The following is a 26602-nucleotide window of genomic DNA, read 5'->3' as shown; positions in this document are numbered from 1 at the left end:
GCCCACCGTCTAGGTTGGGAGGATGAGCGACGCTCCCATCATCAGTGTCCGCGGCGAGGCGGTGCTGGAGGCCGAGCCGGAGATCGCGCGGCTGTCGGTGCACGTCCAGTCCCAGGAGTCCGACCGGCGCACCGCCCTCGACCGGCTCACCGAGCGCAACCAGCGGTGCCTCGACCTGGTCAAGTCCTATGGCGACGCCGTGGAGAAACTCGAGACCGGCGGCCTGTCGATCACCCCGCTGCTGAAGTACAGGAGGCGCGAGGGCGACATCCGGGCCTACCGCGGCACGGTCTGGATCAAGATCACGGTCAGCGACTTCGCGGTGCTGGGCGAGCTCGTCACGCGGCTCGGCGACCTGGAGCGCGCCTACGTCACCGGACCGGAGTGGGAGCTGCGGCAGGGCAGCGAGGTGTACCGGCGGGCCGCGCGGGAGGCGGCGCACGAGGCCGTCGAGCGCGCCCGCGGCTACGCCGAGGCGCTCGGCGCCCGGCTCACCGGCCTGGTGGAGCTGTCGGACGAGGGGCTCGGCCGCGACGGCGGCGCGGGCGGACCCGTCGCGCTCGCCGCCGCCTACGGTGCCCCGGCGGGCGGCGCCGCCGAGGAGCCCGAACCGATCGACCTGGAACCCGAGACGCAGATCGTCCGCGCCACCGTGGAGGCCCGCTTCACGACGACCGCCCCCGACCTCGCCTGAACACCCCGCCCGGCCTCGGCGAGTGGTTCGGCCTCGAACGACCGCCCGGGCACTGAACGGCGTGAGCGCCCGGCACGTACTCAGGGTGTGGGAGGAACGGACTGCGGGGTGTACCGGATCGGCCTCGGCGTCTACGCCATCGGACGGCTGGCCGGAGCCGAGGCCGACGCCCTGGCGACGCATCTGAACGGCTGCCCGCCGTGCCGCGCCGAACTGGCGCGGCTCCGCGACGTCGCCGAACTGCTCGCGCACTCCGCCCGGCAGTGGGGCGGCGCGATCCCGCCGCATCCGGACACGGGTCCCGCGCACCCCGGCGCCGTCGTGAAACGCGGAAGCGCCGGCCGCGGACCGCGGACCGGCGCCTCCAGGACGGGGCTCAGCGGCGCCTGCGCCTACGGCGCCGCAGGACCAGGGCGGTCACGATGACCGCCGCGCCGACGCCCGCGAGCACCAGCCGCTTGTCGATCTGACCGCCCTCGCCGTCGTCGTCGTCGGAGGGACGCACCATCGCGCCGATGGTCCTGGCGACGTGGTCGGCCTCCTCTTTCAGCCGATCCGCGCCCCGCTGGGCGACGTTCTTCGGGTTCACCCGGTCGGCCAGCTCGTCGATGGTGCGAGCCAGTTGCTGGCGGCTGCGCTCTATCTCCCGTTCCAGCGCCTCCGGGTCGCGGCTCTTGTCAGCCATGCCGTGTCCTTATCCTGTCGGGCGTACTCGCGCGGGTGGGAACCGTGACGAGCCGAGCGTGATCCCGCACAGTATTCCAAGCCTGATCCATTCCAAGCCTGCCGATCCGTCCCGAGCGCGAGCGGTTTCAAGCACGAGCGGTTTCAAGCACGAGCGGTTTCAAGCACGAGCGGTTTCAAGCACGAGCGGTTTCAAGCACGGTCCGTGCGGACCAGGCCGAGCGTGATCCGGACAGTCTCGCAGGTCTTCCCGCCGGATGCCCGCCGCACCCCAGCCGGTACCGTTGGACCCACCATCCGAGCGAAAGGCGGGACAGGGTGTCCGAGCGGCTGCAGCCGGGCGACGTCGCCCCCGATTTCGAGCTTTCCGACGCCGACGAGACCGCGGTGTCGCTGGCCTCGTTGCGCGGGAAGCGCGTGATCCTCTACTTCTACCCGGCGGCCATGACCCCTGGCTGCACCAAGGAGTCCGTCGACTTCGAGAGCAGCCTGTCCGAGCTGGAGGCCGCCGGCGTGACCGTCGTCGGCGTCTCCCCCGACAAGCCGGCCAAGCTCGCCAAGTTCCGGGACAAGGAGGGGCTCACGTTCCCGCTCCTTTCCGACCCGGACGCGCAGGTCCTGCAGGCCTACGGCGCCTACGGGGAGAAGAAGCTGTACGGCAAGGTCGTCGTCGGCGTCATCCGGTCGACCTTCGTCATCGGCCCCGACGGGAAGATCGAGAAGGCGTACTACAACGTGAAGGCGACGGGCCACGTGGAGCGCCTCCGCCGCGAACTCGGCGTCTAGACCCTGTCGAGAAGTGGCCGTGACCACGCGCGCGAACGCGTGACCTGGCCGGTGCCGCGAAGCCGGAGGCGAGCGGCACCGGCCAGATCGCGAAGCGATGCCGCGTTCGCCCGGGCACGGTCACGCAGCGAGCCGCAAGGCGAGCGAAGTGGGCCGGGACTGAGTAAAAACAGCCGGGTGCGGGCGGGGGGATTCGAACCCCCACGGTGTCGCCACCAACAGGACCTAAACCTGCCGCGTATACCTGATTTCGCCACGCCCGCCCGTGCCCCCGTCGGCGGTCCCGCCGGCGGGCTCGCCGGTGCTCCCGTCCGAGGACGCGTTCAGCTTAGCGTCCGGATCGGTCGGCGCGACAACGGTTTCTGAGGCCTCGCGGCGCGGCGCCCGGTACATGACCGCGACGACGACCGCGGTCACGGCGAGCGCGATCGACGCGGTGAGGAACGCCGTCTGGAGGCCGTCCGCAAAGGCCGTCCGCGCCTGGTCCGCCGCCCGCGGGCCGAGCCGCGTCGCCATCGCGAGGGACGTCTTCGCCTGCTCGGCTGCCGGGCCCGGCACGCTCCCGAGGTCGAGGTTCGCGCGGTAGGCCGACTGGAGCAGGCTGCCGAGGACGGCGATGCCGAGCGCGCCGCCGAGCTCGCGGGCCAGGTCGTTCATCGCCGAGCCCACGCCCTGCTTCTCGGCGGGCAGCGCGTCGGTGATCGAGGCGGTGGCCGGTGTCATCGCGAGGCCCATCCCCGCACCGAACGGGATGAGTCCGGCGAGCAGCAGCCAGTAGGTGCTGTCCTCGTCCAGCAGCGAGAAGACCAGCATCGCGACGCCGACGAGCAGCAGTCCCGCCGTGATGACGCGGCGCGGTCCGAGCCTGGCGGCCAGCCTCGGCGCGATGCCCCGGGCGAACGGCATCATCGTGAGCGCCATGGGCAGCAGGCTGAGCGCGCCGACGAGCGCGCTGTCGTCCTTCACGAGCTGCAGGTACTGCAGGATGATGAAGACGAAGCCGAAGAAGGCGAAGAACTGCAGGGTGATCGTGAGAGATCCCGCGGAGAACGCCCGGATGCGGAACAGCCGCGGGTCGAGCAGCGGGTCCGGCCGCCTGAGCTCCCACAGGACGAACCCGGCCAGGACGACCAGGGCGGCGGCGATGCCGAGCAGCGTCCGCGCGGAGGCCCAGCCGTGCGTCGGCGCCTCGATGATCGAGTAGACGCCGGCGCCGAGCCCGACGACGGTGATCAGCGCCCCGGTCAGGTCGAGCCTCGGGGCGTCCGGGTCGGCGGACTCGGGGACGACCGCGAGCGTCGCGACCAGCGCGACCGCGGCGAGGACGACGTTCATCCAGAACACCGACCGCCACGACCAGAACTCCAGCAGCGTCCCCGACACCAGCAGCCCGAAGATGCCGCTGGCCCCGGCGACGCCCGCCCAGGCGCCGACCGCGCGGGTGCGCTGCGCGGCCGGGAACGTCGAGGTGATCGTGGACAGCGTGGCCGGCATCACCAGGGCCGCGCCGACGCCGAGGACGCCGCGCATCGCGATCAGCTGGCCCGGGTCGCCCGTCAGCGCCGCCGCGGCCGAGCCCGCGCCGAACACGACGAGCCCGGCGGCGAGCGCGCGGCGCCGGCCGTAGCGGTCGCCGACCGCGCCGCCGAGCAGCAGCAGCGCCGCGAAGGCCAGCGCGTACGCGTCGATGATCCACGACAGCTCGGTGAGGCCCGCGCGCGTGTCGCGGGCGATGGACGGCACCGCCGTGTTGAGGGACGCCACGGCCGACACCACCGTGGCCAGGGACAGCATCACGGCCGGCAGCACCGCGCGGTGGACGGCGTCCGGCCCCTGCTTCGTGGGGTTCATGCCTCGAACCTGCCGCCGCGCCGGACTATATTTCAACCGTGATGAATAAAACCGGGAACGGGCGCGGACGGCGGCCCGGCAGTCCGGGCACCCGGGAGGCGATCCTCGCGGTGGCCCGCCGCCGGTTCCTGGCCGACGGGTACGGGCCCGTCACGATGCGCTCCATCGCCGCAGAGGCGGGGGTGGACGCCGCACTGATCAGCTACTTCTTCGGCTCGAAGAAGGGGCTGTTCGGCGCGGTCCTCGGGCTCGTCGCCAACCCGCCCGAGGTGCTGGCGGACGCGCTGCCCGGCGACCCCGCCACGCTGCCCGAACGCGTCCTGCACGCGATGGTCTCCGCCTGGGACGACCCCGAGCGCGGCGGGCCGCTGCTGCTCATGGTGCGGGCGGCCGTCCAGGACCCCGACCTGACCAGGCTGGTGCGCGAGATCCTGGAGCGCGAGATGATCAGCCGGATCGCCGACCACCTGGGCGGCCCCGACGCCACCGCGCGGGCCGGGGCGTTCGGCACCCAGCTCGCCGGGCTGATCTTCGCCCGCTACGTCCTCGCCGTGGAACCGGTCGCCTCGATGACGCCCGATGAATTAATCCGCTACCACGCACCCGGACTCCGCGCGGCCGTCCAACGTCCGCCCCGCCGGATGCGGTGACCGGCCCGGGCGGGCCGCCGCGCCCGCCCGGGCCGCGGGCGGGCCACCGGAAGCCGACCGGACTATTCGGACGAAAGCACTCGGCAGGCCGCGGCGGGCGTTCTAGGCTGGTCGGGTCCGTTCGCCACGCGCAGTCGGTGACACCATGATCACACAACTGGCGGGACCGCCGTGAGCTCCGGCTTCACGCATCGGCTGCTGCCCTTCTCCGGCGCGGAGGAGTACCTCGGCGGCGCCGTGCCGTTCCTGCGCGCGGGCCTCGACGCCGGCGACCGCGTCCTCGCGGTGTGCGGGACGGGGCGCGAGATGCTGCTGCGCGACGCCCTCGGGCCCGCGGCGGCCGGCGTCGAGTTCACCGAGGCCGCCGCCTGGTATGCGCATCCGTCCCGCACCCTCGCGGACTGCCTGGGCGACGCCCGCGAGACCGCGCGGCGGGGACGGCGGCTGCGCGTCCTCGGCGAGCCGGTCTGGGCGACGCGGCCCCCGCTGGAGGTCGTCGAGTGGCAGCGGACCGAGGCCGTGCTGAACGTCGCGTTCCGCGGCACCGGCGCCGCGATCATGTGCCCCTACGCGGCGACGCTCCCCGCCTCCGTCGTCGCGGCCGGGCGCCGGACCCATCCCGAGACCGTGCGCGGCGCGCGGACCGTCCCCAACCCCGGCTTCGTCAGCCCCACGGCGTACTGCGCCCGGTGCGACGGCGACCCGCTCCCCCCGCCGCCGGACGGCGCCGAGACCCTGGAGATCGAGCGGCCCGACCTGTACTGGCTCCGCGCGTGGGTCGCCGACTGCGCGCGGCGCACGCCGCTGCCCGGCGCCGACCGGCAGCGGCTCCTGGTCGCGGTGACGGAGGTCGTCACGAACGCGTTCCGGCACGGCGAGCCTCCCGTCGCGGTGCGGGTGTGGACCGATGCCTCGCCCGGGGCGGCCGCACTGGTCTGCGAGGTCACCGACGAGGGCCGGTGGGAGCCGGACGGCGGGTTCGGGCTCGTCCCGCCGCGGCCGGACGGCGGTACGCCGGGCGGCCGGTTCGGGCTGTGGGCGGTGCGCCTGCTGTGCTCCCTCGTCCAGATCCGGACAGGGGACGGCGGCACCGCCGTGCGGCTGCGCCTGGCCCTGCCCGCCGATGCGACCACGGCGAACCGCCTGAGCGGCCCGTCCCCGGGACGCGGCGGAGCGAACGGAGCGTGAGGAACTCCATGCGTTGGGCTTCCAACCGCGCCGGACCGGCGTACGCTGAACGAATCCGCCTCGCAGTGATGGGGAGGCCATGGAGACATCCTGGTTCGCCGAGCGCTCCGTAAGCGCCGTACGTCCCGGAGACCACGGCTGGTTCGCCTACAGCAGCCCGGAGCACCGTGACCGGGTCATCGGGACCTTCCTCCGGGAGGGCTTGGAAAGCCCCGAGAAGGTCGTGTACGTCACCGACGTCCCGGCCGAACTGCTGCCCGGTCTCGGTCCCGAGGGGCCGATCGACGTGGAGGCCCGCGTGAGGTCGGGCCAGCTGCGGGTCATCCCGCGGCAGGAGGCCTGCCTCGACCGCCGCGGCGCCTTCGAGCCGGCCCGGATGGCCGACACGATCGCCCGCGAGGTCGGCGCCGCGTTCGACCAGGGCTTTCGCGCGGCGCGCGTCACCACCGACTACAGCTGGCTGCTGAACGGCCCCGGCCGGTCCGACCTCGGCCGGATGCTGCGCTGCGAGCACCGGGTGGGCGACGCCGTCTCGCCGAGCACCATGGCGATGGCGATCTGCCAGGTCGACCGGCACGCGTGCCCGCCCGCCGAGCTCAACGACCTCCGCGACACACACGAGGTCCTCGTGGAAGTGAACCCCGAATTCGACGACGGGATCCTGAAGATCGTGCGCACGTTCGAGCCCGAGGGCCTGCGCGTCGAGGGCGAACTCGACGCCGCGCGGCACTCGGTGTTCGCCGAGCAGCTCGCCCAGGTGCGGCCCGGCGGCAGCGTCCACCTCGACCTGGCCCGACTCGGGTTCATCGACCTCGGCGCGCTGCACCTGCTGGCCAGGCACGCCACGCGGCTGCCCGCCGACGCCGCGCTCGTCCTCGACCACCTGTCGCCGGACGTCGAGAGCGTCATCGACCTGGTCGGCTGGCACCGGCTGCCCGGCCTCGCCCGGGGGCGGCGCCTGGCGGAGACGGAGGGCATCTCCTGATGGCACTGGAACACAAGGCGTTCATGTACCAGGGCATCGAGGAGTTCCTGTCGGTCGCGGCGCCCTTTCTCCAATCGGGTGTGGAGAGGGACGACGTCGTGCTCGCCATCGCCCGCGAGCCCCACCTGTCCGCCCTGCGGGACTCGCTCCCCGCCCATCGCGACGCAGTCGTCTTCCACGACTCCGCCACCTTCTACCGGCATCCGGTGCACACGCTGCGCGACTACCAGAACATCGTGAAGGAGAGCGCCCCGCGCACCATCTGCGCGCTCGCCGAACCGGTCTGGTCCGGGCTGGACGAGCGCCGGACGCTCGAATGGATCCGCTACGAGTCGCTCATCAACGTGGTCTTCGGCGAGTCGGGGGCACGCGCCCTGTGCCCCTACGACTCGGCGGAGCTGCCGCCCCGCATCCTCGACGAGGCCCGCCGCACCCACCCGCTGCTGCTCGCTCCGGGCCACGACGGCGAGAACGACGAGTACGTCGACCCGGTGGAGTTCGGCTCCGGCTTCGACAGCCGGTTCAGCCTCGACCGCCCGGCCGGCGCGGAGTACCTCCCCATCGACGGCGACGACCTGCACGCGCTGCGCGTGTTCGTCGGCGAGCGCGCCCACCGGCACGGGCTGGCCAAGCAGCAGGCGCAGAACCTCGTCACCGCCGCCAACGAGGTCGCCGCGAACGCCCTCCAGCACGGCACGCCGCCGATCGGGCTGTGGGTGTGGCAGGACGGCACCGACCTGGTCTGCGAGATCGGCGACCACGGCTTCTGGCGCCCCGGGCCCGACGCCCTGACCGGCTTCATCCCGCCCGACTCCGCCCTCCAGCGCGGGTTCGGGCTGTGGACCGTCCGCCTCCTGGTCGACCTGATGGAACTGCGCGCCGGATGGGACGGCACCTTCGTCCGCCTCCGCTGCGGCTGACCGGCCAGACGGCAACACGGGCGACACCGGGAGGGAGCCTCCGCGGAAGGTGGGTCAGGCCAGGCCCGCGGCGTGCAGGGCGCTCGGGACGATCTCGGCGAGCGCGCGGAACGCCCGGCCGCGATGGCTGATGGCGTCCTTCTCCGCGGCCGTCAGCTCCGCGTTCGTGCGGGTCCCGCCCTCCGGCAGGAAGATCGGGTCGTAGCCGAACCCGCCGGCGCCGCGCGGCTCCCGGATGACGGTGCCGTGCATCCGGCCCTCGACGCAGTGCTCGGCGCCGCCCGGGACGACCAGCGCCGCCGCGCACACGAACGAGCCGCCGCGCCTGTCGTCGGCCACGTCGGCGAGCTGGTCGAGGACGAGCCGCAGGTTGGCGGCGTCGCGGTCGCCCCCCGCGCCGAAGCGCCCCGACCAGCGGGCCGACAGCACGCCGGGCATGCCGTTCAGCGCGTCCACGCACAGACCGGAGTCGTCGGCGACGGCGGGCAGCCCGGTGAACGCGGCGATCGCGCGGGCCTTGAGCAGCGCGTTGCCCTCGAAGGTGAGCTCGGTCTCGGGCACGTCGGGGGCGCCGGGGAAGCCGTCGAGGCCGACGACGTCGAGGTCGCCGAGGATACGGTGGAGTTCCGCCACCTTGCCCTTGTTGTGGGTGGCGAGGACGACCCGGCTCATCGGCCGAGGGCCTCGTTCTGGATGCGGGTCAGCTCGGCGCAGCCGGCGGCGCCGAGGTCGAGCAGCGCGTCCAGCTCCGCCCGGTCGAACGGGGCGCCCTCGGCGGTGCCCTGCACCTCGACGAACCGGCCGTCGCCGGTGCAGACGACGTTCATGTCCGTCCCGGCGGCGGAGTCCTCCTCGTAGCAGAGGTCGAGGCGGGGCTCGCCGTCCACGACGCCGACGCTGACCGCCGACACCGAGGTGATGAGCGGGTCGCCCTTGAGGAGGCGGCGCTCGCGCATCCAGCTCACCGCGTCGGCCAGCGCGACGTACGCGCCTGTGATCGCGGCGGTGCGGGTGCCGCCGTCGGCCTGCAGGACGTCGCAGTCGAGCTGGACGGTGTTCTCGCCCAGCGCCTTGAGGTCGAGGCACGCCCGGATCGACCGGCCGATCAGCCGGGAGATCTCGTGGGTGCGGCCGCCGATCCGCCCCTTGACGGACTCGCGGTCGTTGCGGGTGTTGGTCGCGCGCGGCAGCATCGCGTACTCCGCGGTGACCCAGCCGAGGCCGCTGTCGCGCCGCCAGCGGGGCACCGAGTCCTGGACGGACGCGGCGCACAGCACCCGGGTCGCGCCGAACTCGACGAGCACCGAGCCCTCCGCGTGATCGAGCCATCCGCGCTGGATGCGGACGGGACGGAGGCGGTCGGAGGCGCGGTCATCGGGGCGAGGCATGCGCCCACCCTAGCGGTCGGGCGGCGTCAGACCCCGCTTACCACCGGTTGACACCCGGCCCCCGATGGGTTGCTCTGGCAGTGTCCTCTCGAAGCCCTACCGAGTCCTACCCGCCCCTTTCGCACCGAGTCGACGGCCTGAGGCGATGCCCCTAGAGATCGAACGCAAATTCCTCCTCGGCGCGGAACCCGACTGGACGCATCCAGCGCTCCGCGACGCCGACGTGATCGAGTACGAGCAGGTCTACCTGAAGGTCGACGGCACCGATCAGCTCCGCATCCGCCGCGGCGTGCGGCACGGCCGCGCCGCCTACCGTCTGGCGCGGCTGCACCGGCTGTCCGACGGCGTGCGGGAGGTCGAGGAGCGGGAGCTCGACCGCGGCGAGTACGACGAGCTCCGCGCCGGCCGGGACCCGCGCCGCGAGATCATCGCCAAGGTGCGCCGGTGCTTTCGCTGGCGGGGTCAGCTGTTCGAGCTCGACGACATCCGCCGCCCGGTCAGCCGCGCATGCCACCTGCTGGAACTCCAGGTCGAGAGCCTGGAGCAGAGCTTCACCCTGCCGGACTTCCTCGTCATCGACCGCGAGGTCACCACCGAGCCCGCGTTCTCCAACGCCGTGATCGCGCTCGGTTGGCGCGGCGGCCGGTCCCTCCTGGAGGCTTCATGACCCGCCACGAACTGGCCGCACGGCTCGCGCGGAGACTTCGGCCCCCGGGAACGCGGGCGAGCGACGCGCTACACGCCGCGCTCGCGCCGTTCGCCACCCCGGAGGCCGTCCGCGACCTGCTGTGCGGGACGCTGCGCGACGAGCAGTGGCTCGACGCGGTGCGGGACGCCTCCTACCGACATGACAACGGCTTCGACAAGATCGTGCTGATGGCGGGCGCCGGATACCAGTTCCGGCTGCACGTGTGGCGGGAAGTCCCTCGGGAGGCCGAGGTGGAGAACGTCCACAACCACCGCTGGGACTTCTCCTCGGTGATCCTGCTCGGCGGATACCGGTTCCAGGAGTTCACCCCGGACCCGGGCGGCTGCCCCTTCCACGCCTACGGCTACGTGTCCGAGCGCGGCTCCGCCTCGTACTCCCTGGAGGCGCTCGGACAGCGGGGCCTCACCCGCTCCTTCGACGCGCACCTGCGGGCGGGCACGTCCTACACGCTCACGTCCGACGTCCTGCACCGGGTGTCGAACCCGCCGGGCCGGCTCACCATGAGCCTCGTCCTGCAAGGACCGCACCAGCCGGACTCCGCGGTCCTGGTCTACGCGGAGAAGCGACTGCCCTCGGGCAGGACGCTCCCGCGCGCCGGTTTCTCGCACGAGGACCTGCGCCACCTGCTGGGAGACCTCGTCGACGAACTCGCCGACCCGCTCGCGGTCTGACCCACACCGCTCCCCCGGTCACACCGCACCGGGTCACACGGCACACACGGCTTCGCCGCGCCGGGTCAGGCCGACCTCGCGACGTCCAGGAGTTCGCGTGCCAGTTCCGGGCTGCCGGCCGCGACGAACGACACCGGTCTGCCGTACATGGAGCGGTGCGCCGCGAGCGGGGCGCCCGACAGGTCGAGCACGTGACCTCCCGCCGCGGCGACCAGCAGCATCCCGCCCCCGACGTCGAGCAGGCCGCCCTCGTGGCAGATCATGCCGTCCAACTGCCCCGTCGAGATCAGGGCGAGGTCCAGCGCGGGCGCCCACATCGAGAGGATCCGTTTGCACCGGCCGCCGAGCACCCCGTGCATCCGCTCGCCCCAGACGCGTCCGGCCGCCGAGTAGTTCGTGACGAGCGAGACGGTCGAGCGGCGCAGCGGGACGGGCGGGCACGCCGCCGCGGCGCCGCGGGACGAGGCCCCGCCGTTCGCCGCGTCCGTCGCGACGAACTCGCGCTCCAGAAGCGGATCGACGACGAGCGCCATGACGGGACGGCCTCCGCGGAACAACGTGATCATGTAGAGGTTCCAGCCCCACCGGCCGTCCTCGATGGAGCGGTGGTTCTCCAGGTAGAGCAGCGACCTGTCGACGGCCTCGCGCACCCTGTGCGGCAGTTCCCTCGCCACCACGGACGCGTGGTACCAGCTGAGCGCGGTCGCGAACAGCGCGGCCCGGTCGACCTCGTCGCCGCGCGCCTCCAGATCGGCCATCGACAGGAGCCGGGTCCTGCCGCCCGCGGCCGGGAACTCCTGCGGGCCGCGCGCCACCGCGCAGACGGTCAGCCGCCGGCGCTCGCCGGACTCGGCCGCCAGCAGCCCGAGGTAGTCGACGTCGAGGCCGAAGCGGTCCTTCGCCGTCCGCACGACGAGGGGCCCGAGGCCCTCCCCCGCGGTCTCGCCGTGGCCGGCGCGCTCCACCGGCGAGCGGAGCGGCAGGATGGCCGCCCCTTCCGTCCGGACGAGGAAGCCGGCCCTGCTCTCCGCGTAGAGGACCAGCTCCAGCACCGGCCCCCGGCCGCCCGGACGCACAGATGGGTCCCCGGCCTCGCGTGCACCGTCGTCCACGACCACTCCCGCGCTCGCACCCCGGCGCGCGGGGCGGGTGCCGGGGCGCGCAGGGCGTGTGCCCATTGCGATTTCCGGGTCATGCTTTCATGCGACGACATGTCGGACTGTGCGGTCGTACACAGTCCTGGCGCCGCGGTCATGGTCGCCGCACCGGCGGACGCGCCGGTGGCCGGGGCTCCTCACAGGTCGTAGACCGCGCCGACCTCTGCCAGTTCGATCGGGCCGCGGTAGCCGCTGTCCTTCGCTTCGGAGAGCGTCTGGGACGGGTCGTTCCACGGGAGCAGGTGCGTCAGGACCAGCCGGCCCACCTCGGCTCGCTCCGCGTGCTCGCCCGCCTCCCTGCCCGTCAGGTGCATGTCCGGCGGCAGCCCCGGCCGGTCCGCGAACGCCGCCTCGCACAGGAACAGGTCGGAGCCGCGCGCCAGCCGCACCAGCTCGTCGCTGTGCCCGGTGTCGCCGGAGTAGGTGAGCGCGCTGCCGCCGTGCTCGATCCGCAGGCCGTACGCCTCGACCGGGTGGTTCATCAGCGCGGTGGTCACCGTGAACGGGCCGATGCGCATCGGCCCCGGCTCCAGCGGGCGGAAGTCGAAGGTGTCGGTCATCTCCGGGTTCGGTTCCAGCTCGTACGCCTTGATCATGTGTTCCGCGGTGCCGCGGGGGCCGTAGACGGGGATGCGCGGGGCCGGGCCGTCCGGGCAGTACGTCCGCGCGATCCAGTAGACCGTGAGGTCGAGGCAGTGGTCGGGGTGCAGGTGCGAGATGCAGATGGCGTCGATGTCCAGGACGCCGTGGAAGCGCTGGAGGCTGCCGATCGCACCGTTGCCGATGTCGAGGAGCAGGGAGAAGCCGTCCGCCTCGATCAGATAGCTGGACGCGGGGCTGTCCGGCCCTGGGAAGCTGCCGGAGCAGCCGATCACGGTGACCCGCACGCTCACTCCTCCTCTTGGGTTCCCGAGGAATCAGGTCGTCAAAGCCTTGCTCAACGTGCTCTCCACCGGACCGATCTCCGGTCCGAGGAAGCGGCGTCCGAGCTCGGCGAACACGGCGGGGTCACCGGTGGCGCGGAACCGGTGACCCGGCCGGGGCTTCGCCTCGGCGCGGGCCAGTCCCCGATCGTGCAGCACTCGGTACACGTCCTTGGCGGTCTCGTCGGCGCTTGAGACCAGTGTGACCCCGTCTCCCACCACATACGAGATGACGCCCGCCAATAGGGGGTAGTGCGTGCAGCCGAGGATGAGGGTGTCGCAGCCCGCGTCCACGATCGGGCGCAGGTAGCCGCGGGCCGCGTCGAGCAGTTCGTCGCCCATCGTCACGCCCGCCTCCACGAACTCGACGAAGCGCGGGCAGGCGGCGCTGACCAGTTCGATGTGCGGCGCGGCGGCGAACGCGTCCTCGTAGGCGCGGCTGTTCACCGTGGCCTCGGTGGCGATCAGCCCGACCCGCCCGTTGGAAGTGGCACGAGCGGCGCGGCGGGTCGCCGGGTTGATGACCTCCACGACAGGGACGTCGTAGCGCTCGCGGGCGTCGCGCAGCATCGCCGAGCTGGCGCTGTTGCAGGCGATCACCAGCATCTTCACGCCCTGCTCGACCAGCTCGTCCAGCATCTCCAGGGCGAACGCGCGGACCTGCGCGATCGGGCGCGGCCCGTACGGCTGGCGGGCGGAGTCGCCGAGGTAGACGATCGGCTCGTTCGGCAGCTGGTCGAGGATGGCCCGGGCGACGGTGAGGCCCCCGAAGCCGCTGTCGAAGATCCCGATGGGCGCGTCTGGGAGGCCGTCCCCCCGGGATGGATCTGACATGGTGCACAAGGCTAAGCGACAGGACCCCGCCCAGGTGCGTCATGCGTTGGACATCACACCGTCACGCACCGGAAAACCGTCCAGCTCACGCCGCGGGCGCATGATCCGTTCGTTCGCCGATCCGGAACACCGGTGTGTCGCGGCGGTCAGGACCGGGCGAGGGGGACGCGGGCGATCTGGCGGCTCTGCGCGACGAGGCGGCCGGTGGTGTCCCACACCTCGACCTCCTCGTCGAACCAGCCGCCGGCGAGGAGCCGCCCGGTGCCGTGCACGGCGAGCCAGCCGGGCGCCGGGACGGCCCGCATGTGCCAGGTCAGCTCGACGGTCGGGGCCCAGCCCTGCGCGCCGAGGTTGAGTGCCACGGGCGGCAGCGCGTCCACGGCGAGGGCGAGGGAGTAGCCGTCGAACTCGTGGCCGCAGCGGTGCCGGAACCAGCCGCGGATCTCCGGGCGCCCGCTGGGGCGCCCGTCCAGCCAGCCCATCGTCGTCCGGTCGAAGCGCATGTCGACCTGGTCGGCGAAGCCGCCGTCGACGGCGGCGGGCGGCCGGAACCCCGTGCACTCCTCCAGCGGCGGGAGCGGGGCGGGCGCCTCGGCCGCGAAGTCGGGCTCGGCGGCCGGGTCGAGGGTGCCGGTGGTGATCAGCGCGTCCACGACGGGACGGCCGTCCTGGACCAGGGTGACGAAGGAGGAGGCGGCGGTGCGGCCCACCTTGCGGGAGTCGACGACCAGCTCGGCGGGGCCGGGCTTGGCGACGCGGTGGAAGTTCGCCGCGGTCGAGACGGGATGCTCGTGCGGCGAGGAGTCGACGGCGGCGCGGGCGAGCACGGCCATCAGGTAGCCGCCGTTCAGCGCCTGGGCGATGCCGTAGCCCTCGTCCAGGACGGCCTCGTACCGGCCCTCGCCGACCGGCTTCACCGCCGTCGACTCCCCGAACCCGCTCATCCGCACTCTCCCGGCTCGACCGCCTCGGCGAGCGCCCACCGAGACGGTTCTAGAATCACGTTCGAGTACGCACTCTACCTGCCCCGCCCCCCATTGCGGGGCGCGGGGTCAGGCCCAGAGCTGGCCTTCGAGGCGGGCCTCGGCCTCCTCCAGCGTGCCGCCGTAGGCGCCGGTGGACAGGTACTTCCAGCCGCCGTCGGCGACGATGAACACGATGTCGGCCCGCTCGCCCGCCTTCACCGCCTTCTTCGCCATCCCGATCGCGGCGTGCAGCGCCCCGCCGGTGGAGATGCCCGCGAAGATGCCCTCCTGCTCCAGCAGCTCGCGGGTGCGGCGCAGCGCGTCCAGCGACCCGACGGAGAACCGCGTCGTCAGGACCGAGTCGTCGTAGAGCTCGGGGATGAAGCCCTCGTCGATGTTGCGCAGCCCGTACACCAGCTCCCCGTAGCGCGGCTCCGCCGCCACGATCCTGATGTCCGGCACGCGCTCGCGCAGGAAACGGCCGACGCCCATCAGCGTGCCCGTCGTGCCGAGCCCGGCGACGAAGTGCGTCACCGACGGCAGGTCGGCGAGGATCTCCGGGCCGGTCGTCTCGTAGTGCGCGAGAGCGTTGGCCTCGTTGCCGTACTGGTAGAGCATCACCCAGTCGGGGTTCTCCTCCGCCAGCCCCTTCGCCACCCGCACGGCCTCGTTCGACCCGCCGGCGGCCGGCGAGGAGATGATCCGCGCGCCCCACATCTCCAGCAGCTGGCGGCGTTCGGCGGAGGTGTTCTCCGGCATCACGCACACCATCGAGTAGCCGCGCAGCTTGGCGACCATGGCCAGCGAGATGCCGGTGTTGCCGGACGTCGGCTCCAGGATCGTGCAGCCGGGCGTCAGCAGCCCCTCCTTCTCCGCCTTCTCGATCATGTGGAAGGCGGGGCGGTCCTTCACCGAGCCGGTGGGGTTGCGGTCCTCCAGCTTGGCCCAGAGCCGGACGTCCTCGCTCGGCGACAGCCGCGGCAATCCCACCAGCGGGGTGCCGCCCAGCGAGTCCAGAAGTGAGTCGAATCGCATGTGGCGCTCGTCCCGACCGGCTCAGCCGCCGGCGACGGCCGGCAGGATCGTGACGCTGTCGCCGTCGGCGACCTCCGTCTCCAGGCCGCCGAGGAAGCGCACGTCCTCGTCGTTCAGGTAGACGTTGACGAACTTGCGCAGGCCCTTGTCGTCCACGAGCCGGTCGCGCAGGCCCGCGTGCCGGGTGTCCAGGTCGGCGAACAGCTCGTCGAGCGTGCCGCCCTTGCCCTCGACGGCCTTGGCGCCGCCGGTGAGGTTACGCAGGATCGTCGGGATCCGGACCTCGATCGCCATCGCGATGATCTCCTTAAACGTCGTACGGGACTGCCCGCCCTCTGGCGTAGAACCGGGCGGGCGGCGGGATGATTCCAGGCGTGATCAGCGCGTCAGCGACAGTCGTAGACGACTTCGGCGCGCGAGTGCCCGAACAGGAAGCTCTGCACGGGTGGCACCGCCGGGGCCCCGGCGCGGCGCTTCTCGCCGCCCGTCCCATGCCCGCTCGTCCACATGTCGACCAGTTTACCGGCCGGGGGCCCGCCGATCCCGGCCGCCTCCGGCCCGGCCGGCACCGCTCGCCTGTCAGTAGCGCTCGACGATGGTGACCTCTTCCTCGGTCACCTCGCCGTCCACTATCCGGAACGAGCGGAATTCGGCGTCGTCCTCCTCGCGGGTCGAGACGAGGACGTAGTGGGCGGTCGGCTCGGACGCGTAGGAGATGTCGGTGCGGGAGGGGTAGGCCTCGGTCGCGGTGTGCGAGTGGTAGATCACCACCGGCTCCTCGTCCCGGTCGTCCATCTCCCGCCACACCTTCAACTGCTCCTGGGAGTCGAACCGGTAGAACGTCGGGGAGCGCTCCGCGTTGACCATGGCGACGAACCGGACGGGGCGGTCCGAGCCGACCGGGCCGGCGATGATGCCGCAGGCCTCGTCGGGGTGGTCCGCGCGCGCGTGCGCGATGATCTGGTCGACCAGGGCCCGTTCAATCGTCAGCATGCCCGCAAGCTTAGAAGGCGGTCACTGCAGCGCGTGGACGAGACCGTCCTGCAGCATCGTCAGCCAGTCGTAGGCCGCGAACATGGGGGCGCGCGGGTCGCGCGGGTCGAGGCCGCCGGCCTCCTCGTACCAGTCCTCGGTGATGTCGAGCCGGGTGCCGAGCGCCAGCCGGACGTCGTTCAGCGCCCGCAGCCACTCCTGCAGCTGCTTCTCGTCGAGGACGGTGTCGGTGCCCGTCTCGCCCAGCGCGCCGAGGACGGCCCGCGCGGCCTCGCGCTTGCCGTCGCGCAGCCCCATCTCGGTGTAGCGGCGGAACTCCCCGGCGGCCTCGCCGTCGTCGCGGTAGGCGTCGGGGAACAGCCGCGCGAGGACCGGGTCGTCCGACTTCGTGGCGTTCTCGGCGATGCCCATGGAGGCCAGCTCGTCGTCGGCGCCGGGCGCGTCCCCCAGCAGGGCGAGCAACTGCTCCATGAGGGCGCGCAGCAGCGCGGTCTCCTCCGGCTCCAGCCGCACCCGGAAGCCCTGGCGCGTCTTCCTCACATGGCTCATCGGCTCAGTCGTCCCGTTTCACGGTCGCCCACAGGCCGTAGGAGTGCAGGATCTCCACGTCCCGCTCCATCTCCTCGCGGGTGCCGTTGGCCACCACGGCGCGGCCCTTGTGGTGCACGTCGAGCATCAGCTTCTCGGCCTTGGTCTTGGGGTAGCCGAAGACGGCCTGGAACACGTACGTGACGTACGACATCAGGTTGATCGGGTCGTTCCAGACGATGGCCAGCCAGGGCCGGTCGGCGCTCACGTCCTCCGCTGCGTCCGGCCGCTCCAGTTCGACCGGTGCGGGCGCCGTGCTCATGGCGCTCATTGGCCGGGTCGCCCCCTCTCTGCGCGCGGTCCGTCCGCCCACCGCATCCGATGCTAATGCGCCTCCCCCTCTCCTTGTGGGCGACGATCCCCCACACCCGCGCGCCGGGCACGGCGGCCCGAATCACCATGGTGCCCGCAGTCGGTCCTAAAGTTCCACTTGTGAACCTTGGTGACGGCACGGCCCTGCTGACCGACCAGTACGAGCTGACCATGCTGCAGGCCGCCCTCCGCAGCGGGACGGCGGGCCGCCGCGCGGTCTTCGAGGTGTTCGCCCGGAGCCTGCCCGCCGGACGCCGCTACGGGGTCGTCGCGGGCACCGGGCGGCTCCTCGACGCCATCCGGGCGTTCCGGTTCGAGGACGCCGAACTGGAGTTCCTCACCGCGAACCGCATCGTGGACGAGCCCACGGCACGCTGGCTGGAGAAGTACCGCTTCACCGGGAACGTCTGGGGTTATCCCGAGGGCGAGTGCTACTTCCCGGAATCGCCGATCCTGATGGTCGAGGGGACGTTCGGGGAGGCGGTGCTGCTGGAGACCATCGCCCTGTCGGTCCTCAACCACGACTGCGCGATCGCGTCCGCCGCGTCCCGGATGGCGCAGGCCGCCCAGGGCCGCCCGATCATCGAGATGGGGTCGCGGCGCACCCACGAGCGCGCCGCCGTGGCCGCCGCCCGCGCCGCGTACATCGCCGGGTTCACCACCACGTCCAACCTGGAGGCGGGGCGGCTGTACGGCGTCCCCACCGCCGGGACGAGCGCGCACTCCTTCACCCTCCTGCACGACAGCGAGCGGCACGCGTTCGAGGCGCAGCTCGCGGCCCTCGGCGGGGGCACCACGCTGCTGGTCGACACCTACGACGTCGAGCGGGCCGTCCGCGCGGCGGTGGAGCTGGCCGGGCCAGCGCTCGGCGCCGTCCGGATCGACAGCGGCGACCTCGGCGTCATGGCGCGGCGCGTCCGCGAGCAGCTCGACTCCCTCGGCGCGCACGGCACGCGCATCGTGGTGACCGGCGACCTGGACGAGTACGGCATCGCGGCGCTCGCCGCGGCGCCCGTGGACGGGTACGGCGTGGGAACGTCCCTGGTGACCGGCTCCGGTGCCCCCACGGCGTCGCTCGTCTACAAGCTCGTCGCGCGGGCGGACGGCCCGGAGGAGGACGCGCCCATGCGCCCGGTGGCGAAGCGCTCGGCGGGCAAGCCGAGCCGGGGCGGACGCAAGACGGCCGTCCGGCGCGTCGACGGGCACGGCGTCGCCTACGCCGAGACCGTCTTCACCACGGAGCCGACGACGGGCCCCCGCGACCGCGTCCTCCAGGTGCCGCTGATCCGCGACGGCGAGGTCGTCGGACGCGAGGCCACCGGAAGGGAGGCGCTCCGCGAGGCCAGGGAACGCCACGCCCGGTCGATCGCCGAACTGCCCCCGACGGCGCTCCAGCTGTCCAAGGGGGAGCCCGCCGTCCCGACCGAGTTCGTCGACGGCGGACCACGCCGTTGAGCCGTCCCGCTTGGGGGAGCGAGCCTGGGGTACGGTCGGAGCGGATCCGGTGGGGCAACCGGCAGAGGGAGCGGTCATGGGCAAGAAGGCTCTGATCATCGTGGACGTGCAGAACGACTTCTGCGAAGGCGGTTCGTTGGCGGTCGCGGGCGGGGCGGCGGTGGCCACCGCGATCTCCGAGTACGTGGCCGCCCACCGGTCCGAGTACGCGCACATCGTGGCGACCCGCGACTTCCACCTCGACCCGGGCGGCCACTTCTCCCCCGAACCGGACTTCGCCGACACCTGGCCGCCGCACTGCGTGATCGGCACCCCGGGCGCCGACTTCCACCCCAACCTGGCCCTCGCCCCCATCGAGGCCGTGTTCAGCAAGGGCCGCGAGACCGCCGCCTACAGCGGCTTCGAGGGCTTCTCCGACGACGAGACCCCGCTGGCCGACTGGCTCGCCGCCCGCGGCGTGGACGCCGTCGACGTCGTCGGCATCGCCACCGACCACTGCGTCCGGGCCACCGCGGTGGACGCCGTCCGCGCGGGCCTGCGCACCACCGTCCTGCTCGACCTCACGGCCGGCGTCAGCAAGGCCACGGTCGACCGGGCGCTCGAGGAACTGGCGCAGGAGGGCATCGTCACGTCCGGCGCCCCGACGGTGACCGCCTGACCATGACCCCGAACACGCCCCCGGACAAGACCTCGCCCGTGCCCGCGAGCCCGCCGTCGCGCACAGCGCAGCCCATCACAGCGCAGCCCACCGCAGCGCAACCCACCGTCATCCTGATCGCCGGCGTGTCCGGGAGCGGCAAGACCACCATCGGCACGCTCCTCGCCGAACGCCTCGGCTGGGAGTACGCCGAGGCCGACTCGTTCCACTCCGAGGCCAACGTCGCCAAGATGCGCGCGGGCCACCCGCTCACCGACGAGGACCGGCTCCCCTGGCTGCGCGCCATCGCGGCGTGGATAGCCGACCGGCTCGACACCGGCCGCCCCGGCGTCGTCACCTGCTCCGCCCTCAAGCGCAGCTACCGCGACATGCTGCTCGACGGCCACGCGGGCGTCCGCCTGGTCCTCCTGGACGGCGACCGCAACACGATCGCCGCCCGCATGCGCTCCCGCAAGGGCCACTACTTCAAGGTCGAGATGCTCGACTCCCAGTTCGCCGACCTGGAACCCCCGGCACCCGACGAGAACGTCGTCACCGCCCCCATCACGGGCACACCCGAGGAAACGGTCACCCACATCCTCAAGGCCCTCGACCTGGCCCCCACCGCCTCCTGACCACCTCCGCCTGACCAACGCCGCCTGACCAACGCCGTCCGACCACCTTCCCCAGGCCGAACGAGTGATCACTCCGGACGGTCTGCCGACTTCGATCCGGGCCACCGGGCGGCGAAGGCGGGATGTGGTCGCTCGACGAGAACGCTGGCTGCGTCCGGCGAGGCATGGGTCCGCGTCAGCCGCGGCAGGCTGCCCCATACGAACGGGACGACGGAGCCGAGGACCGCCGCCATCCCGGTGAGCATGGGGAGGACGAGCCCGGTGTCCGGCGCCCCCGCCGAGATCCGGACGACCACGACGCCTGCGAGCAGCAGCAGACCGCCCCAGAACATCACGTTGGCCAGAACCAGCCCGGCCGCCCGGACGGCGGCGCAGCGGACGCACAGCGGCCACCCGTCGGCCCGTACCACCCGCGTCTTACGTGCCCACTCGCCCAGGCGGGCGGTCATCACGGCGCCGTTGCCACCGCGCGGAGTGCTCACCTCCGGCCGGGACTTGACCGCGAACGTGACCCGGCGGGTCGCGGGCGCACCATGGCGAACGCACACCGGCAACGGGACCGCCGGATGCGTCAGTTCCTCAGCCGGAATGCCCACGAAACCGCTCATGACAACTCTTCTCAACCGCGAATAGCCCGGATCCTGCCAGCACGGTACGTCCCGAGCAATGGTGCCCGCCGCATCGGATGTTTCGGCGTCCAGATCCGTACCGTCGTGCACGGCCTTGGCGAGCGCCGGGGAACGGCCCGTGGCCACCGACGGAGACCTCCTCCCCTGGCTGCGCGCCATCGCCGCGTGAATCCCTGATCGGCTCGACACCGGCCGCCCCGGCGTCGTCACCTGCTCCGCCCTCAAGCGCGGAACCGCGGTGCGGCACCAGATCACCGAGTTGTTGCCGACGATCCACAGCATATGATCTCATCTGAGATTATCTCAGATAGAAATTACGTCGATCGACGGGAGACGTCCATGCTCGAGCCGATCCGCCGGCGCGCACCCGAGGCGTACGGCACGCCGCTCACCGTCCGGGGCGACGCGCCGCGTCCGCTCCCGCGCCTCGCGGGAGGGCGTCGATGATCGCGGCCTCCCCTGACGAGCAGGTCCGCGACGAGGTCATGACCGCGGCCGACGTGGTCAAGTCCTATGGAGCCGGTGACGGCGCGGTGACCGCGCTGCGCGGGGTGTCGGCGGCGTTCACGCGGGGCCAGTTCACCGCGATCATGGGGCCGTCCGGGTCGGGGAAGTCGACCTTCCTGCACTGCCTGGCCGGACTGGACACCGTGACGTCCGGCACCATCGTCGTCGGCGGGGCCGAACTCACCCGCCTGTCGCGCACCCGGCGCACCGAACTGCGCCGCGACCGGATGGGGTTCGTGTTCCAGTCGTTCAACCTGCTGCCGATGCTCACCGCCGAGGAGAACATCCTGCTCACCGGACGGCTCGCGGGCCGCCGCGCGGACCCGCGCTGGTTCGACACGATCGTGGACGCGCTCGGGCTGCGGGAGCGGCTGTCGCACCGGCCGAGCGAGCTGTCGGGCGGGCAGCAGCAGCGGGTCGCCGTGGCGCGGGCGCTGCTGACGCGGCCGGAGGTGCTGTTCGCCGACGAGCCGACCGGCAACCTCGACTCCCGCTCGGGCGCCGAGGTGCTGGGGTTCCTGCGTACCGCCGTCGACGCCTACCGGCAGACGGTGGTCATGGTGACGCACGATCCCGTCGCCGCCGCACACGCCGACCGGGTGCTGTTCCTCGCCGACGGGACGATCGTCGACGAGCTGACCGCGCCCACCATCGACGCCGTGCACGCCCGCATGCGCAAGATGGAGGCCTGACGGTGGGGAACGCCATGTGGCTCATCGCGCGACGCTCGTTCGCCGGCAGCTGGATGCGGCTGATCGCGACGCTGCTGGCGGCCCTGGGCTCGATCGCGCTCATAGCCGGCTCGCTGCAGTTCGCGCTGCGTGCGCAGGAGGCGGTGTCGGGCAGCGACGCGAGCGAGTACTTCCGCGCCGACGTGCTCGTGCAGGGCGGGACGGTCGATCCGGACGACCCCGCCGCGCCGCCCGACGGCACGATTCGCATGGACCGGATCACCTCCCTGCCCGGCGTGGCGGCGGCCGCCGGAGACGCCGCGGTCGCCGTGACGGCCGCCCGTCCCGACGGCCGGGCGATCACCGCGGCGGCCGAGGGCCGCACGCTGCTGCGGCCCTGGGTGTCCGACCCGCGGCTGAACCCCTACCGGCTGGAAGCGGGGCGCGCCCCCGCCGCCGACGGCGAGGTGGCGATCGTCCGGTACATGTCGCGCGCGGGGAAGGTGCGCGTCGGTGACACGCTGACGCTGACGCTGCCCCGCCAGACGCGCCGGGAGCGGATCGTCGGGATCGTCAGCGTCCAGGACCGCGACGCGGTGGCCGCCGGCAACCTGGTCCTGGCGCCGCCCGAGACCGTGCGACGCGCCGCCGCGCTGCCCCCGGGCACGTGGCCGAGCATCTGGCTGAAGGCGGCCCCGGGCATGCCCGCCGCCCGGCTGCGCGACGGGGCGGCCGGGGAACTCGGCGGCGCGGCCACGGTGCGCACCGCGGAGTCCGTGCGGCGCGCGCAGACCGCCGCCGCTGAGGGCGAGGGCGCCTCGATCGCCGGTGTCATCGGCGGGCTCTCCCTGGTGGCGATCTTCGTCGGCCTGTTCGTGGTCGCCAACACGTTCGGCACGCTGGTGCGGCAGCGCACCCGGCAGCTGGCGCTCCTCAACGCGATCGGCGCCACCCCGCGGCAGATCAGACGGCTGATCCGCCTGGAGGCGCTGGTGATGGGCGCCATCGCCGCGGTGGGCGGCGTCGCCGCGGCCTTCCCGCTGTCCGCGCTGATCATCCGGCTGTTCGCGCGGGACGGTTTCGACGTCTCGGCCGCGGGGCCCCGGTTCGGGTGGGTCGCGCTGGGCGTCCCGGCCGCGGCCGGGATCCTGGTCACCCAGGCCGCAGCCTGGCGGGCGGGGCACCGCGCCGCGGGCACCTCACCCGTGCAGGCGCTGCGCAGCACCGTCACCGAGACCCGGGAACGCCGGTGGCCGCGTCTGCTGGCCGCCTGCGCGATCTTCACCGGCGCGGGCTTCTGGTGGGCGGTGGCGGCCGCGGTGCGCGCCGACGACCCGCCCGGACCGGACCGCACGTTCGGGATCTCGCTGATGATCCTCTTCGGAACGCTGCTCGCCATGAGCGGCCTGGCCGTCCTCACCCCGTTCTTCGTCGGACCGCTCGGCGGGCTGGTGGGCCGAGCCGGGAGGCTGGTCAGCGGGGAGACCGGACGGCTGGCGCATATCACCATCGTCCGCAGCCCGCGGCGGGTCTCCTCGGCCGCCTCGTCACTGATGCTGGGCATCGCGCTGACCGCCTCCGTGGTGCTGATCACGATGTCGGTGCACGACCGTTTCCGGGAGGCGGGACGAGAGGTGATGGCGGCCGACCACGCGATCACCGCGACCGCCCGGACCTCCGAAGGCGCACCCGCGCCACTGGCCGGGGACGTGGCGGACCTCGTCACCGACGCGCCGGGGGTGTCGCGGGCGACCGCCCTCACGCAGACCGAGGTCAAGCTGGTCTCGGATCCGGAGCCGCTCGACCCCGGCGAGGAGCCCGATCCGTTCCGTTTCCTCGTCAGCGGCGCCGGGCAGGCAGGGCTGCGCGACGTCCTGCGGCTCGGCGGCCGGCCTCCGGCGCTGCGACCGGGGGAGATCGCACTGTCGGGAAACGTCATGAAGGAGCGGGCGCTGCGGCGCGGCCAGGAGATCATCGTCCGGGGTCCCCGGGGCCGGGTCGCGCTCAAGGTGGTGGGCACGTACCACGACCCGTCCCACCTGTTCGCCGACGAGGCACTGGTGGCGCCCGCGACGATGGACCGGCTCGACACCAACGCGGCGACCCGGGCGGTCCTCGTGCGGGGCGGCTCTCTGGAGACGCTGGAACGCGCGGTGGCCGGGGTCCCGGGCGTGCGGGTCCTCGATCGCGACGCGTACGTGAGCGCGGCGTCGGATTCGCTCACCCGGCCGCTCAGGGCGACCTACGCCTTCGTGGCCATGGCACTGCTGCTGGCCCTGTTCGGCATGGCGACCACGGTTTCGATGAGCGTCGCCGACCGGACCCGGGAGTTCGGGCTGCTGGGCGCCGTGGGGGCCACCATGGGTCAGATCCGCTCGATCGTCCGATGGGAGGCGGCCACCGTGGTCGTCCTCGGCACCATCCTCGGCAGCGTGATCGCGATGGGAGTGCTGACCCTGCTCCATGTCGCCACCGGGAGCTCGTTCCTGCGCCCGGAACCGCCGTGGTGGCTCTTTCCGCTGCTGGCGGCGGGCGCGGTCGTGACCACGCTGGCGATCTCGGCCCTGCCCGCCCGCCGGGCCGCCGCCATCCCCGTCCTGGAGGCCACCAAGGCCCGGTGAACCGCGGCCGTCACCACACGTCGGAACGAGAGGAACGGTCACCCGCGTCCTCAAGACCCTGGCCCTGGACACCGCCTCCACCTGACGCTGATCAGGCCGCCGCTCCTCCAAGAACGGCAAGGACAGAGAGGCCCGGCTGGTGCCGGGCCTCTCTGTGCGGGGCTTCGGCCGGCGCCGAAGCCTTGGTGGACGTCACGGCCGGGTGAGTTTGGCGGCCACGGCGTCGAGGACCCAGTCCAGGCCGGTCGCGAAGGTCGTCTCGGCGTCCAGGTCCGTACCGTCGTGCACGGCCTTGGCGAGCGCCGGGAAACGGCCCGTGGCCAGCATCCTCGTCATACGCGGGCCGGAGGCGCGCTGCCAGTCGAGCTTGGACAGGCCCGTCGCGCGCTCGGCCCGCAGGTTCGCGACCTCACGCCTCATCGCCCCGGTGACGTAGGCGCTGACGGTCTCCACGGCACGCATGGCGGTATCGATGTCGGCGAGGCCGTCGAGGGCGGCCATCGTGGCCTCGGCCACGGCGAAGCCGTTCGGCCCCAGGGCCGGACGGCCGCCGAGCAGGTCGGCCAGCCATTCGTGGCGGAGCACGGTCTTCCTGGTGCGGTGGGCGAGGACGCGCAGCGCCTCCCGCCAGTCGGCAGGCTGGTCCGCGGGAAGGATCTCGGCCTGGACCTCGTCCACCATGAGGTCGAACAGATCCTCCTTGGTGGAGATGAATCCGTACAGCCGCATCGGGCCGGCGTCCAGCCGGGCGGCGACCTTGCGCAACGACACCGCCTCCAGCCCGCCCTCGTCGGCCAGTGCGACGGCGGCGGCGACGATCCGCTCCCGGTCGAGGGGCACAGGGCGAGTCGGCGGCTCAGGCCGGTCCCACACAGTCATGGTCCAACCGTACTGTTGCGGTACATCGTCTTGAATCAATACAGTGTATTGGCATGAGACGACGTATCGCCGTGGTCGGTGGAGGTCCCGCCGGGCTCACCTTCGCCCGCGTCCTGCACCGCCACGGTCACCCTGTCACCGTCCTCGAACGCGATCCCGCCCCCGACGCCCGCCCTCCGGGAGGCACGCTCGACCTGCACGAAGGGCTGGGCCAGCTCGCGCTGGAAAAGGCAGGGCTGCCGGCGGAGTTCCGGACGCTGTCCCGCCCCGAGGGGCAGGCCATGCGCATCCTCGACGTGGACGGGACCGTCCTGCGCGACTGGCGACCCCGCCCTGGTGAGCGGGCCAATCCGGAGATCGACCGCGGTCAGCTCCGCGACCTGCTGCTCGGCCCTCTCGACGTCCAGTGGGACCGAGGCGTGACGCAGGTGGTCCCGGGGTCCCGGGATGGCGTACTCGTCCGTTTCGCGGACGGGCGGCAGGAGACGTTCGACTTCGTGGTCGGCGCGGACGGCGCCTGGTCCCGGGTCCGCCCGGCCGTCTCGCCGGCTACGCCGCAGTACACCGGCGTGACCTTGGTCGAGACCTCCTTGGACGACATCGACACCCGCCACCCCGACCTCGCCCGGCTGGTCGGCGACGGTTCCGTGGCGGTGTACGGCGTGAACCGAGGTCTCACCGCCCAGCGCAACAGCGGCGGCCACGTCAAGGTGTACGCCCGATTCCGCGCGCCGCTCGACTGGCACACGGACCTGGACCTGGCCGACGCCGAGGCCGTGCGATCGAACCTGCTGGCTTTGTTCGACGGCTGGGCCGCTCCCGTCCTCGACCTCCTCCGCCACGGCGGCGCCTTCGCCCACCGTCCCCTCTACGCCCTGCCCGTGTCCCACACGTGGACCCATGTTCCGGGGGTGACGCTGTTGGGCGACGCCGCCCATCTGATGCCCCCACTGGGGGCGGGCGCGAACCTCGCGATGCTGGAGGGCGCCGAACTCGCCGAGGCCGTCGCCGCCGGGCCTGGAGATCCGGACCAGGCCGTTCGCGCCTTCGAGGAAAGGATGTGGGCACGGGCCGCCGAGTGGGCGAAGATCACGACGTCCGGTCTGGCACGCCTCGTGAGCCCGGACCCCGCCGAAGCCGTCGCCCTCTTCGACCAGGTCCAGCCGGCCTGACCGCCCGGGCGCGAGAGCAGCGGAACCAGCGGCTCGCCACGGCACGGCCGCAGCACTCTCCGG

Annotated in this window: 31 protein-coding genes and 1 tRNA gene; 15 read left to right on the top strand and 17 right to left on the bottom strand. The window is 72.8% G+C overall.

Features of this window, described 5'->3' with window-relative positions; all coding sequences use genetic code 11:
* Window positions 1-22: 22 nt before the first annotated feature.
* Together FKD65_RS32180 and FKD65_RS32175 are read left to right on the top strand one after the other, a co-directional pair.
* Entirely contained in the window at window positions 23-694 is a 672-nt protein-coding gene (locus FKD65_RS32180) for an SIMPL domain-containing protein (protein ID WP_141581910.1), read from the top strand.
* Window positions 695-781: 87 nt separating this feature from the next.
* Entirely contained in the window at window positions 782-1120 is a 339-nt protein-coding gene (locus tag FKD65_RS32175; protein ID WP_141581908.1) for an anti-sigma factor, read from the top strand.
* Here the strand turns inward: FKD65_RS32175 and FKD65_RS32170 are convergent.
* Window positions 1071-1379, bottom strand: coding sequence for a DUF3618 domain-containing protein (locus tag FKD65_RS32170; RefSeq protein ID WP_141581906.1), 309 nt, complete (start codon window positions 1377-1379; stop codon window positions 1071-1073). The two genes, FKD65_RS32175 and FKD65_RS32170, sit on opposite strands and share 50 nt — an antisense overlap.
* Window positions 1380-1696: 317 nt before the next feature.
* Between FKD65_RS32170 and bcp the strand changes: the two genes are divergently transcribed.
* Window positions 1697-2164 carry a thioredoxin-dependent thiol peroxidase gene (bcp, locus tag FKD65_RS32165; protein ID WP_141581903.1) on the top strand — a complete coding sequence of 156 codons (468 nt, stop codon included), beginning with the start codon at window positions 1697-1699 and terminating at the stop codon, window positions 2162-2164.
* 178 nt (window positions 2165-2342) lie between these two features.
* On the opposite strand, the gene FKD65_RS32160 is transcribed toward bcp, so the two are convergent.
* Window positions 2343-2427: transfer RNA gene (locus tag FKD65_RS32160), tRNA-Leu, on the bottom strand.
* Entirely contained in the window at window positions 2390-4015 is a 1626-nt protein-coding gene (locus FKD65_RS32155) for an MFS transporter (RefSeq protein ID WP_141581901.1), read from the bottom strand. The genes FKD65_RS32160 and FKD65_RS32155 overlap by 38 nt, the downstream gene beginning before the upstream one ends.
* A 41-nt stretch (window positions 4016-4056) precedes the next feature.
* Here FKD65_RS32155 and FKD65_RS32150 point away from each other — a divergent pair, with 41 nt between their 5' ends.
* The 4 genes from FKD65_RS32150 to FKD65_RS32135 all read left to right on the top strand — a co-directional run bounded on the left by FKD65_RS32150 (window position 4057) and on the right by FKD65_RS32135 (window position 7758).
* A complete protein-coding gene (locus FKD65_RS32150) occupies window positions 4057-4665 on the top strand; it encodes a TetR family transcriptional regulator (RefSeq protein WP_141581899.1) in 609 nt (202 codons plus the stop codon).
* Window positions 4666-4836: 171 nt separating this feature from the next.
* Window positions 4837-5853: a sensor histidine kinase gene (locus FKD65_RS32145; protein WP_141581897.1), complete on the top strand. Its 1017-nt coding sequence runs from the start codon at window positions 4837-4839 to the stop codon at window positions 5851-5853.
* A 79-nt stretch (window positions 5854-5932) separates the two neighbouring features.
* Window positions 5933-6838 carry an MEDS domain-containing protein gene (locus FKD65_RS32140; protein ID WP_141581895.1) on the top strand — a complete coding sequence of 302 codons (906 nt, stop codon included), beginning with the start codon at window positions 5933-5935 and terminating at the stop codon, window positions 6836-6838.
* A complete protein-coding gene (locus FKD65_RS32135; protein ID WP_141581893.1) occupies window positions 6838-7758 on the top strand; it encodes a sensor histidine kinase in 921 nt (306 codons plus the stop codon). The genes FKD65_RS32140 and FKD65_RS32135 overlap by 1 nt, the downstream gene beginning before the upstream one ends.
* A gap of 54 nt (window positions 7759-7812) precedes the next feature.
* On the opposite strand, the gene rdgB is transcribed toward FKD65_RS32135, so the two are convergent.
* Together rdgB and rph are read right to left on the bottom strand one after the other, a co-directional pair.
* The gene (gene rdgB, locus FKD65_RS32130; RefSeq protein WP_141581890.1) at window positions 7813-8430 is read right to left on the bottom strand and encodes an RdgB/HAM1 family non-canonical purine NTP pyrophosphatase; all 618 of its coding nucleotides are present in this window, start codon (window positions 8428-8430) and stop codon (window positions 7813-7815) included.
* Window positions 8427-9146: a ribonuclease PH gene (gene rph, locus FKD65_RS32125; protein ID WP_141581888.1), complete on the bottom strand. Its 720-nt coding sequence runs from the start codon at window positions 9144-9146 to the stop codon at window positions 8427-8429. The genes rdgB and rph overlap by 4 nt, the downstream gene beginning before the upstream one ends.
* Before the next feature lie 145 nt (window positions 9147-9291).
* Here rph and FKD65_RS32120 point away from each other — a divergent pair, with 145 nt between their 5' ends.
* Window positions 9292-9813 (top strand): hypothetical protein, encoded by a 522-nt coding sequence (locus tag FKD65_RS32120; RefSeq protein ID WP_141581886.1) that lies wholly within the window; start codon window positions 9292-9294, stop codon window positions 9811-9813.
* A complete protein-coding gene (locus tag FKD65_RS32115) occupies window positions 9810-10526 on the top strand; it encodes a hypothetical protein (RefSeq protein ID WP_141581883.1) in 717 nt (238 codons plus the stop codon). The genes FKD65_RS32120 and FKD65_RS32115 overlap by 4 nt, the downstream gene beginning before the upstream one ends.
* Window positions 10527-10591: 65 nt before the next feature.
* Here FKD65_RS32115 and FKD65_RS32110 read toward each other — a convergent pair whose 3' ends face one another.
* The 10 genes from FKD65_RS32110 to clpS all read right to left on the bottom strand — a co-directional run bounded on the left by FKD65_RS32110 (window position 10592) and on the right by clpS (window position 17283).
* Window positions 10592-11638: an inositol monophosphatase family protein gene (locus tag FKD65_RS32110; protein ID WP_168221259.1), complete on the bottom strand. Its 1047-nt coding sequence runs from the start codon at window positions 11636-11638 to the stop codon at window positions 10592-10594.
* A gap of 182 nt (window positions 11639-11820) precedes the next feature.
* Window positions 11821-12570 (bottom strand): MBL fold metallo-hydrolase, encoded by a 750-nt coding sequence (locus FKD65_RS32105; protein ID WP_141581879.1) that lies wholly within the window; start codon window positions 12568-12570, stop codon window positions 11821-11823.
* 30 nt (window positions 12571-12600) lie between these two features.
* A complete protein-coding gene (gene murI / locus FKD65_RS32100; protein WP_141581877.1) occupies window positions 12601-13440 on the bottom strand; it encodes a glutamate racemase in 840 nt (279 codons plus the stop codon).
* A gap of 146 nt (window positions 13441-13586) precedes the next feature.
* Complete coding sequence (locus FKD65_RS32095; protein WP_141581875.1) at window positions 13587-14384, bottom strand: thioesterase family protein; 798 nt, start codon at window positions 14382-14384, stop codon at window positions 13587-13589.
* 108 nt (window positions 14385-14492) lie between these two features.
* Window positions 14493-15440 carry a PLP-dependent cysteine synthase family protein gene (locus tag FKD65_RS32090; protein WP_141581873.1) on the bottom strand — a complete coding sequence of 316 codons (948 nt, stop codon included), beginning with the start codon at window positions 15438-15440 and terminating at the stop codon, window positions 14493-14495.
* A gap of 21 nt (window positions 15441-15461) precedes the next feature.
* Window positions 15462-15734, bottom strand: a complete 273-nt coding sequence (locus FKD65_RS32085; protein ID WP_141581871.1) for a MoaD/ThiS family protein — start codon at window positions 15732-15734, stop codon at window positions 15462-15464.
* A gap of 92 nt (window positions 15735-15826) precedes the next feature.
* Window positions 15827-15949 carry a hypothetical protein gene (locus tag FKD65_RS46380; protein WP_302931559.1) on the bottom strand — a complete coding sequence of 41 codons (123 nt, stop codon included), beginning with the start codon at window positions 15947-15949 and terminating at the stop codon, window positions 15827-15829.
* 70 nt (window positions 15950-16019) lie between these two features.
* Window positions 16020-16433, bottom strand: a complete 414-nt coding sequence (locus tag FKD65_RS32080) for a Mov34/MPN/PAD-1 family protein (RefSeq protein WP_141581869.1) — start codon at window positions 16431-16433, stop codon at window positions 16020-16022.
* A 21-nt stretch (window positions 16434-16454) separates the two neighbouring features.
* A complete protein-coding gene (locus tag FKD65_RS32075; RefSeq protein WP_141581867.1) occupies window positions 16455-16982 on the bottom strand; it encodes a DUF2017 domain-containing protein in 528 nt (175 codons plus the stop codon).
* Window positions 16983-16986: 4 nt separating this feature from the next.
* Window positions 16987-17283, bottom strand: a complete 297-nt coding sequence (gene clpS, locus FKD65_RS32070) for an ATP-dependent Clp protease adapter ClpS (RefSeq protein ID WP_067797156.1) — start codon at window positions 17281-17283, stop codon at window positions 16987-16989.
* 137 nt (window positions 17284-17420) lie between these two features.
* On the opposite strand from clpS, the gene FKD65_RS32065 reads away from it, so the two are divergent.
* The 3 genes from FKD65_RS32065 to FKD65_RS32055 all read left to right on the top strand — a co-directional run bounded on the left by FKD65_RS32065 (window position 17421) and on the right by FKD65_RS32055 (window position 20060).
* Window positions 17421-18788: a nicotinate phosphoribosyltransferase gene (locus FKD65_RS32065; RefSeq protein ID WP_141581864.1), complete on the top strand. Its 1368-nt coding sequence runs from the start codon at window positions 17421-17423 to the stop codon at window positions 18786-18788.
* 76 nt (window positions 18789-18864) lie between these two features.
* Window positions 18865-19446, top strand: a complete 582-nt coding sequence (locus FKD65_RS32060; protein WP_141581862.1) for an isochorismatase family protein — start codon at window positions 18865-18867, stop codon at window positions 19444-19446.
* Window positions 19447-19448: 2 nt separating this feature from the next.
* On the top strand, window positions 19449-20060 hold the full coding sequence (locus FKD65_RS32055) for a gluconokinase (protein WP_141581860.1): 612 nt from the start codon (window positions 19449-19451) through the stop codon (window positions 20058-20060).
* A 68-nt stretch (window positions 20061-20128) separates the two neighbouring features.
* On the opposite strand, the gene FKD65_RS45845 is transcribed toward FKD65_RS32055, so the two are convergent.
* On the bottom strand, window positions 20129-20971 hold the full coding sequence (locus FKD65_RS45845) for a hypothetical protein (protein ID WP_240809699.1): 843 nt from the start codon (window positions 20969-20971) through the stop codon (window positions 20129-20131).
* A gap of 161 nt (window positions 20972-21132) precedes the next feature.
* On the opposite strand from FKD65_RS45845, the gene FKD65_RS32045 reads away from it, so the two are divergent.
* Window positions 21133-21888, top strand: a complete 756-nt coding sequence (locus FKD65_RS32045; protein WP_205718306.1) for an ABC transporter ATP-binding protein — start codon at window positions 21133-21135, stop codon at window positions 21886-21888.
* Window positions 21889-21890: 2 nt separating this feature from the next.
* Window positions 21891-24488, top strand: a complete 2598-nt coding sequence (locus FKD65_RS32040) for an FtsX-like permease family protein (protein ID WP_141581858.1) — start codon at window positions 21891-21893, stop codon at window positions 24486-24488.
* A gap of 192 nt (window positions 24489-24680) precedes the next feature.
* Here the strand turns inward: FKD65_RS32040 and FKD65_RS32035 are convergent, their stop codons facing one another.
* Window positions 24681-25367, bottom strand: a complete 687-nt coding sequence (locus FKD65_RS32035) for a TetR/AcrR family transcriptional regulator (RefSeq protein WP_141581856.1) — start codon at window positions 25365-25367, stop codon at window positions 24681-24683.
* A gap of 53 nt (window positions 25368-25420) precedes the next feature.
* Between FKD65_RS32035 and FKD65_RS32030 the strand changes: the two genes are divergently transcribed.
* The gene (locus FKD65_RS32030) at window positions 25421-26539 is read left to right on the top strand and encodes an NAD(P)/FAD-dependent oxidoreductase (RefSeq protein WP_141581854.1); all 1119 of its coding nucleotides are present in this window, start codon (window positions 25421-25423) and stop codon (window positions 26537-26539) included.
* Window positions 26540-26602 lie beyond the last annotated feature (63 nt).

The sequence above is a fragment of the Actinomadura sp. WMMA1423 genome, assembly GCF_006547145.1.
GTDB lineage: Bacteria > Actinomycetota > Actinomycetes > Streptosporangiales > Streptosporangiaceae > Spirillospora.
The sequence above is the reverse complement of the archived record's forward strand: the minus strand, read 5'-3'. Positions and strand labels throughout refer to the sequence as shown.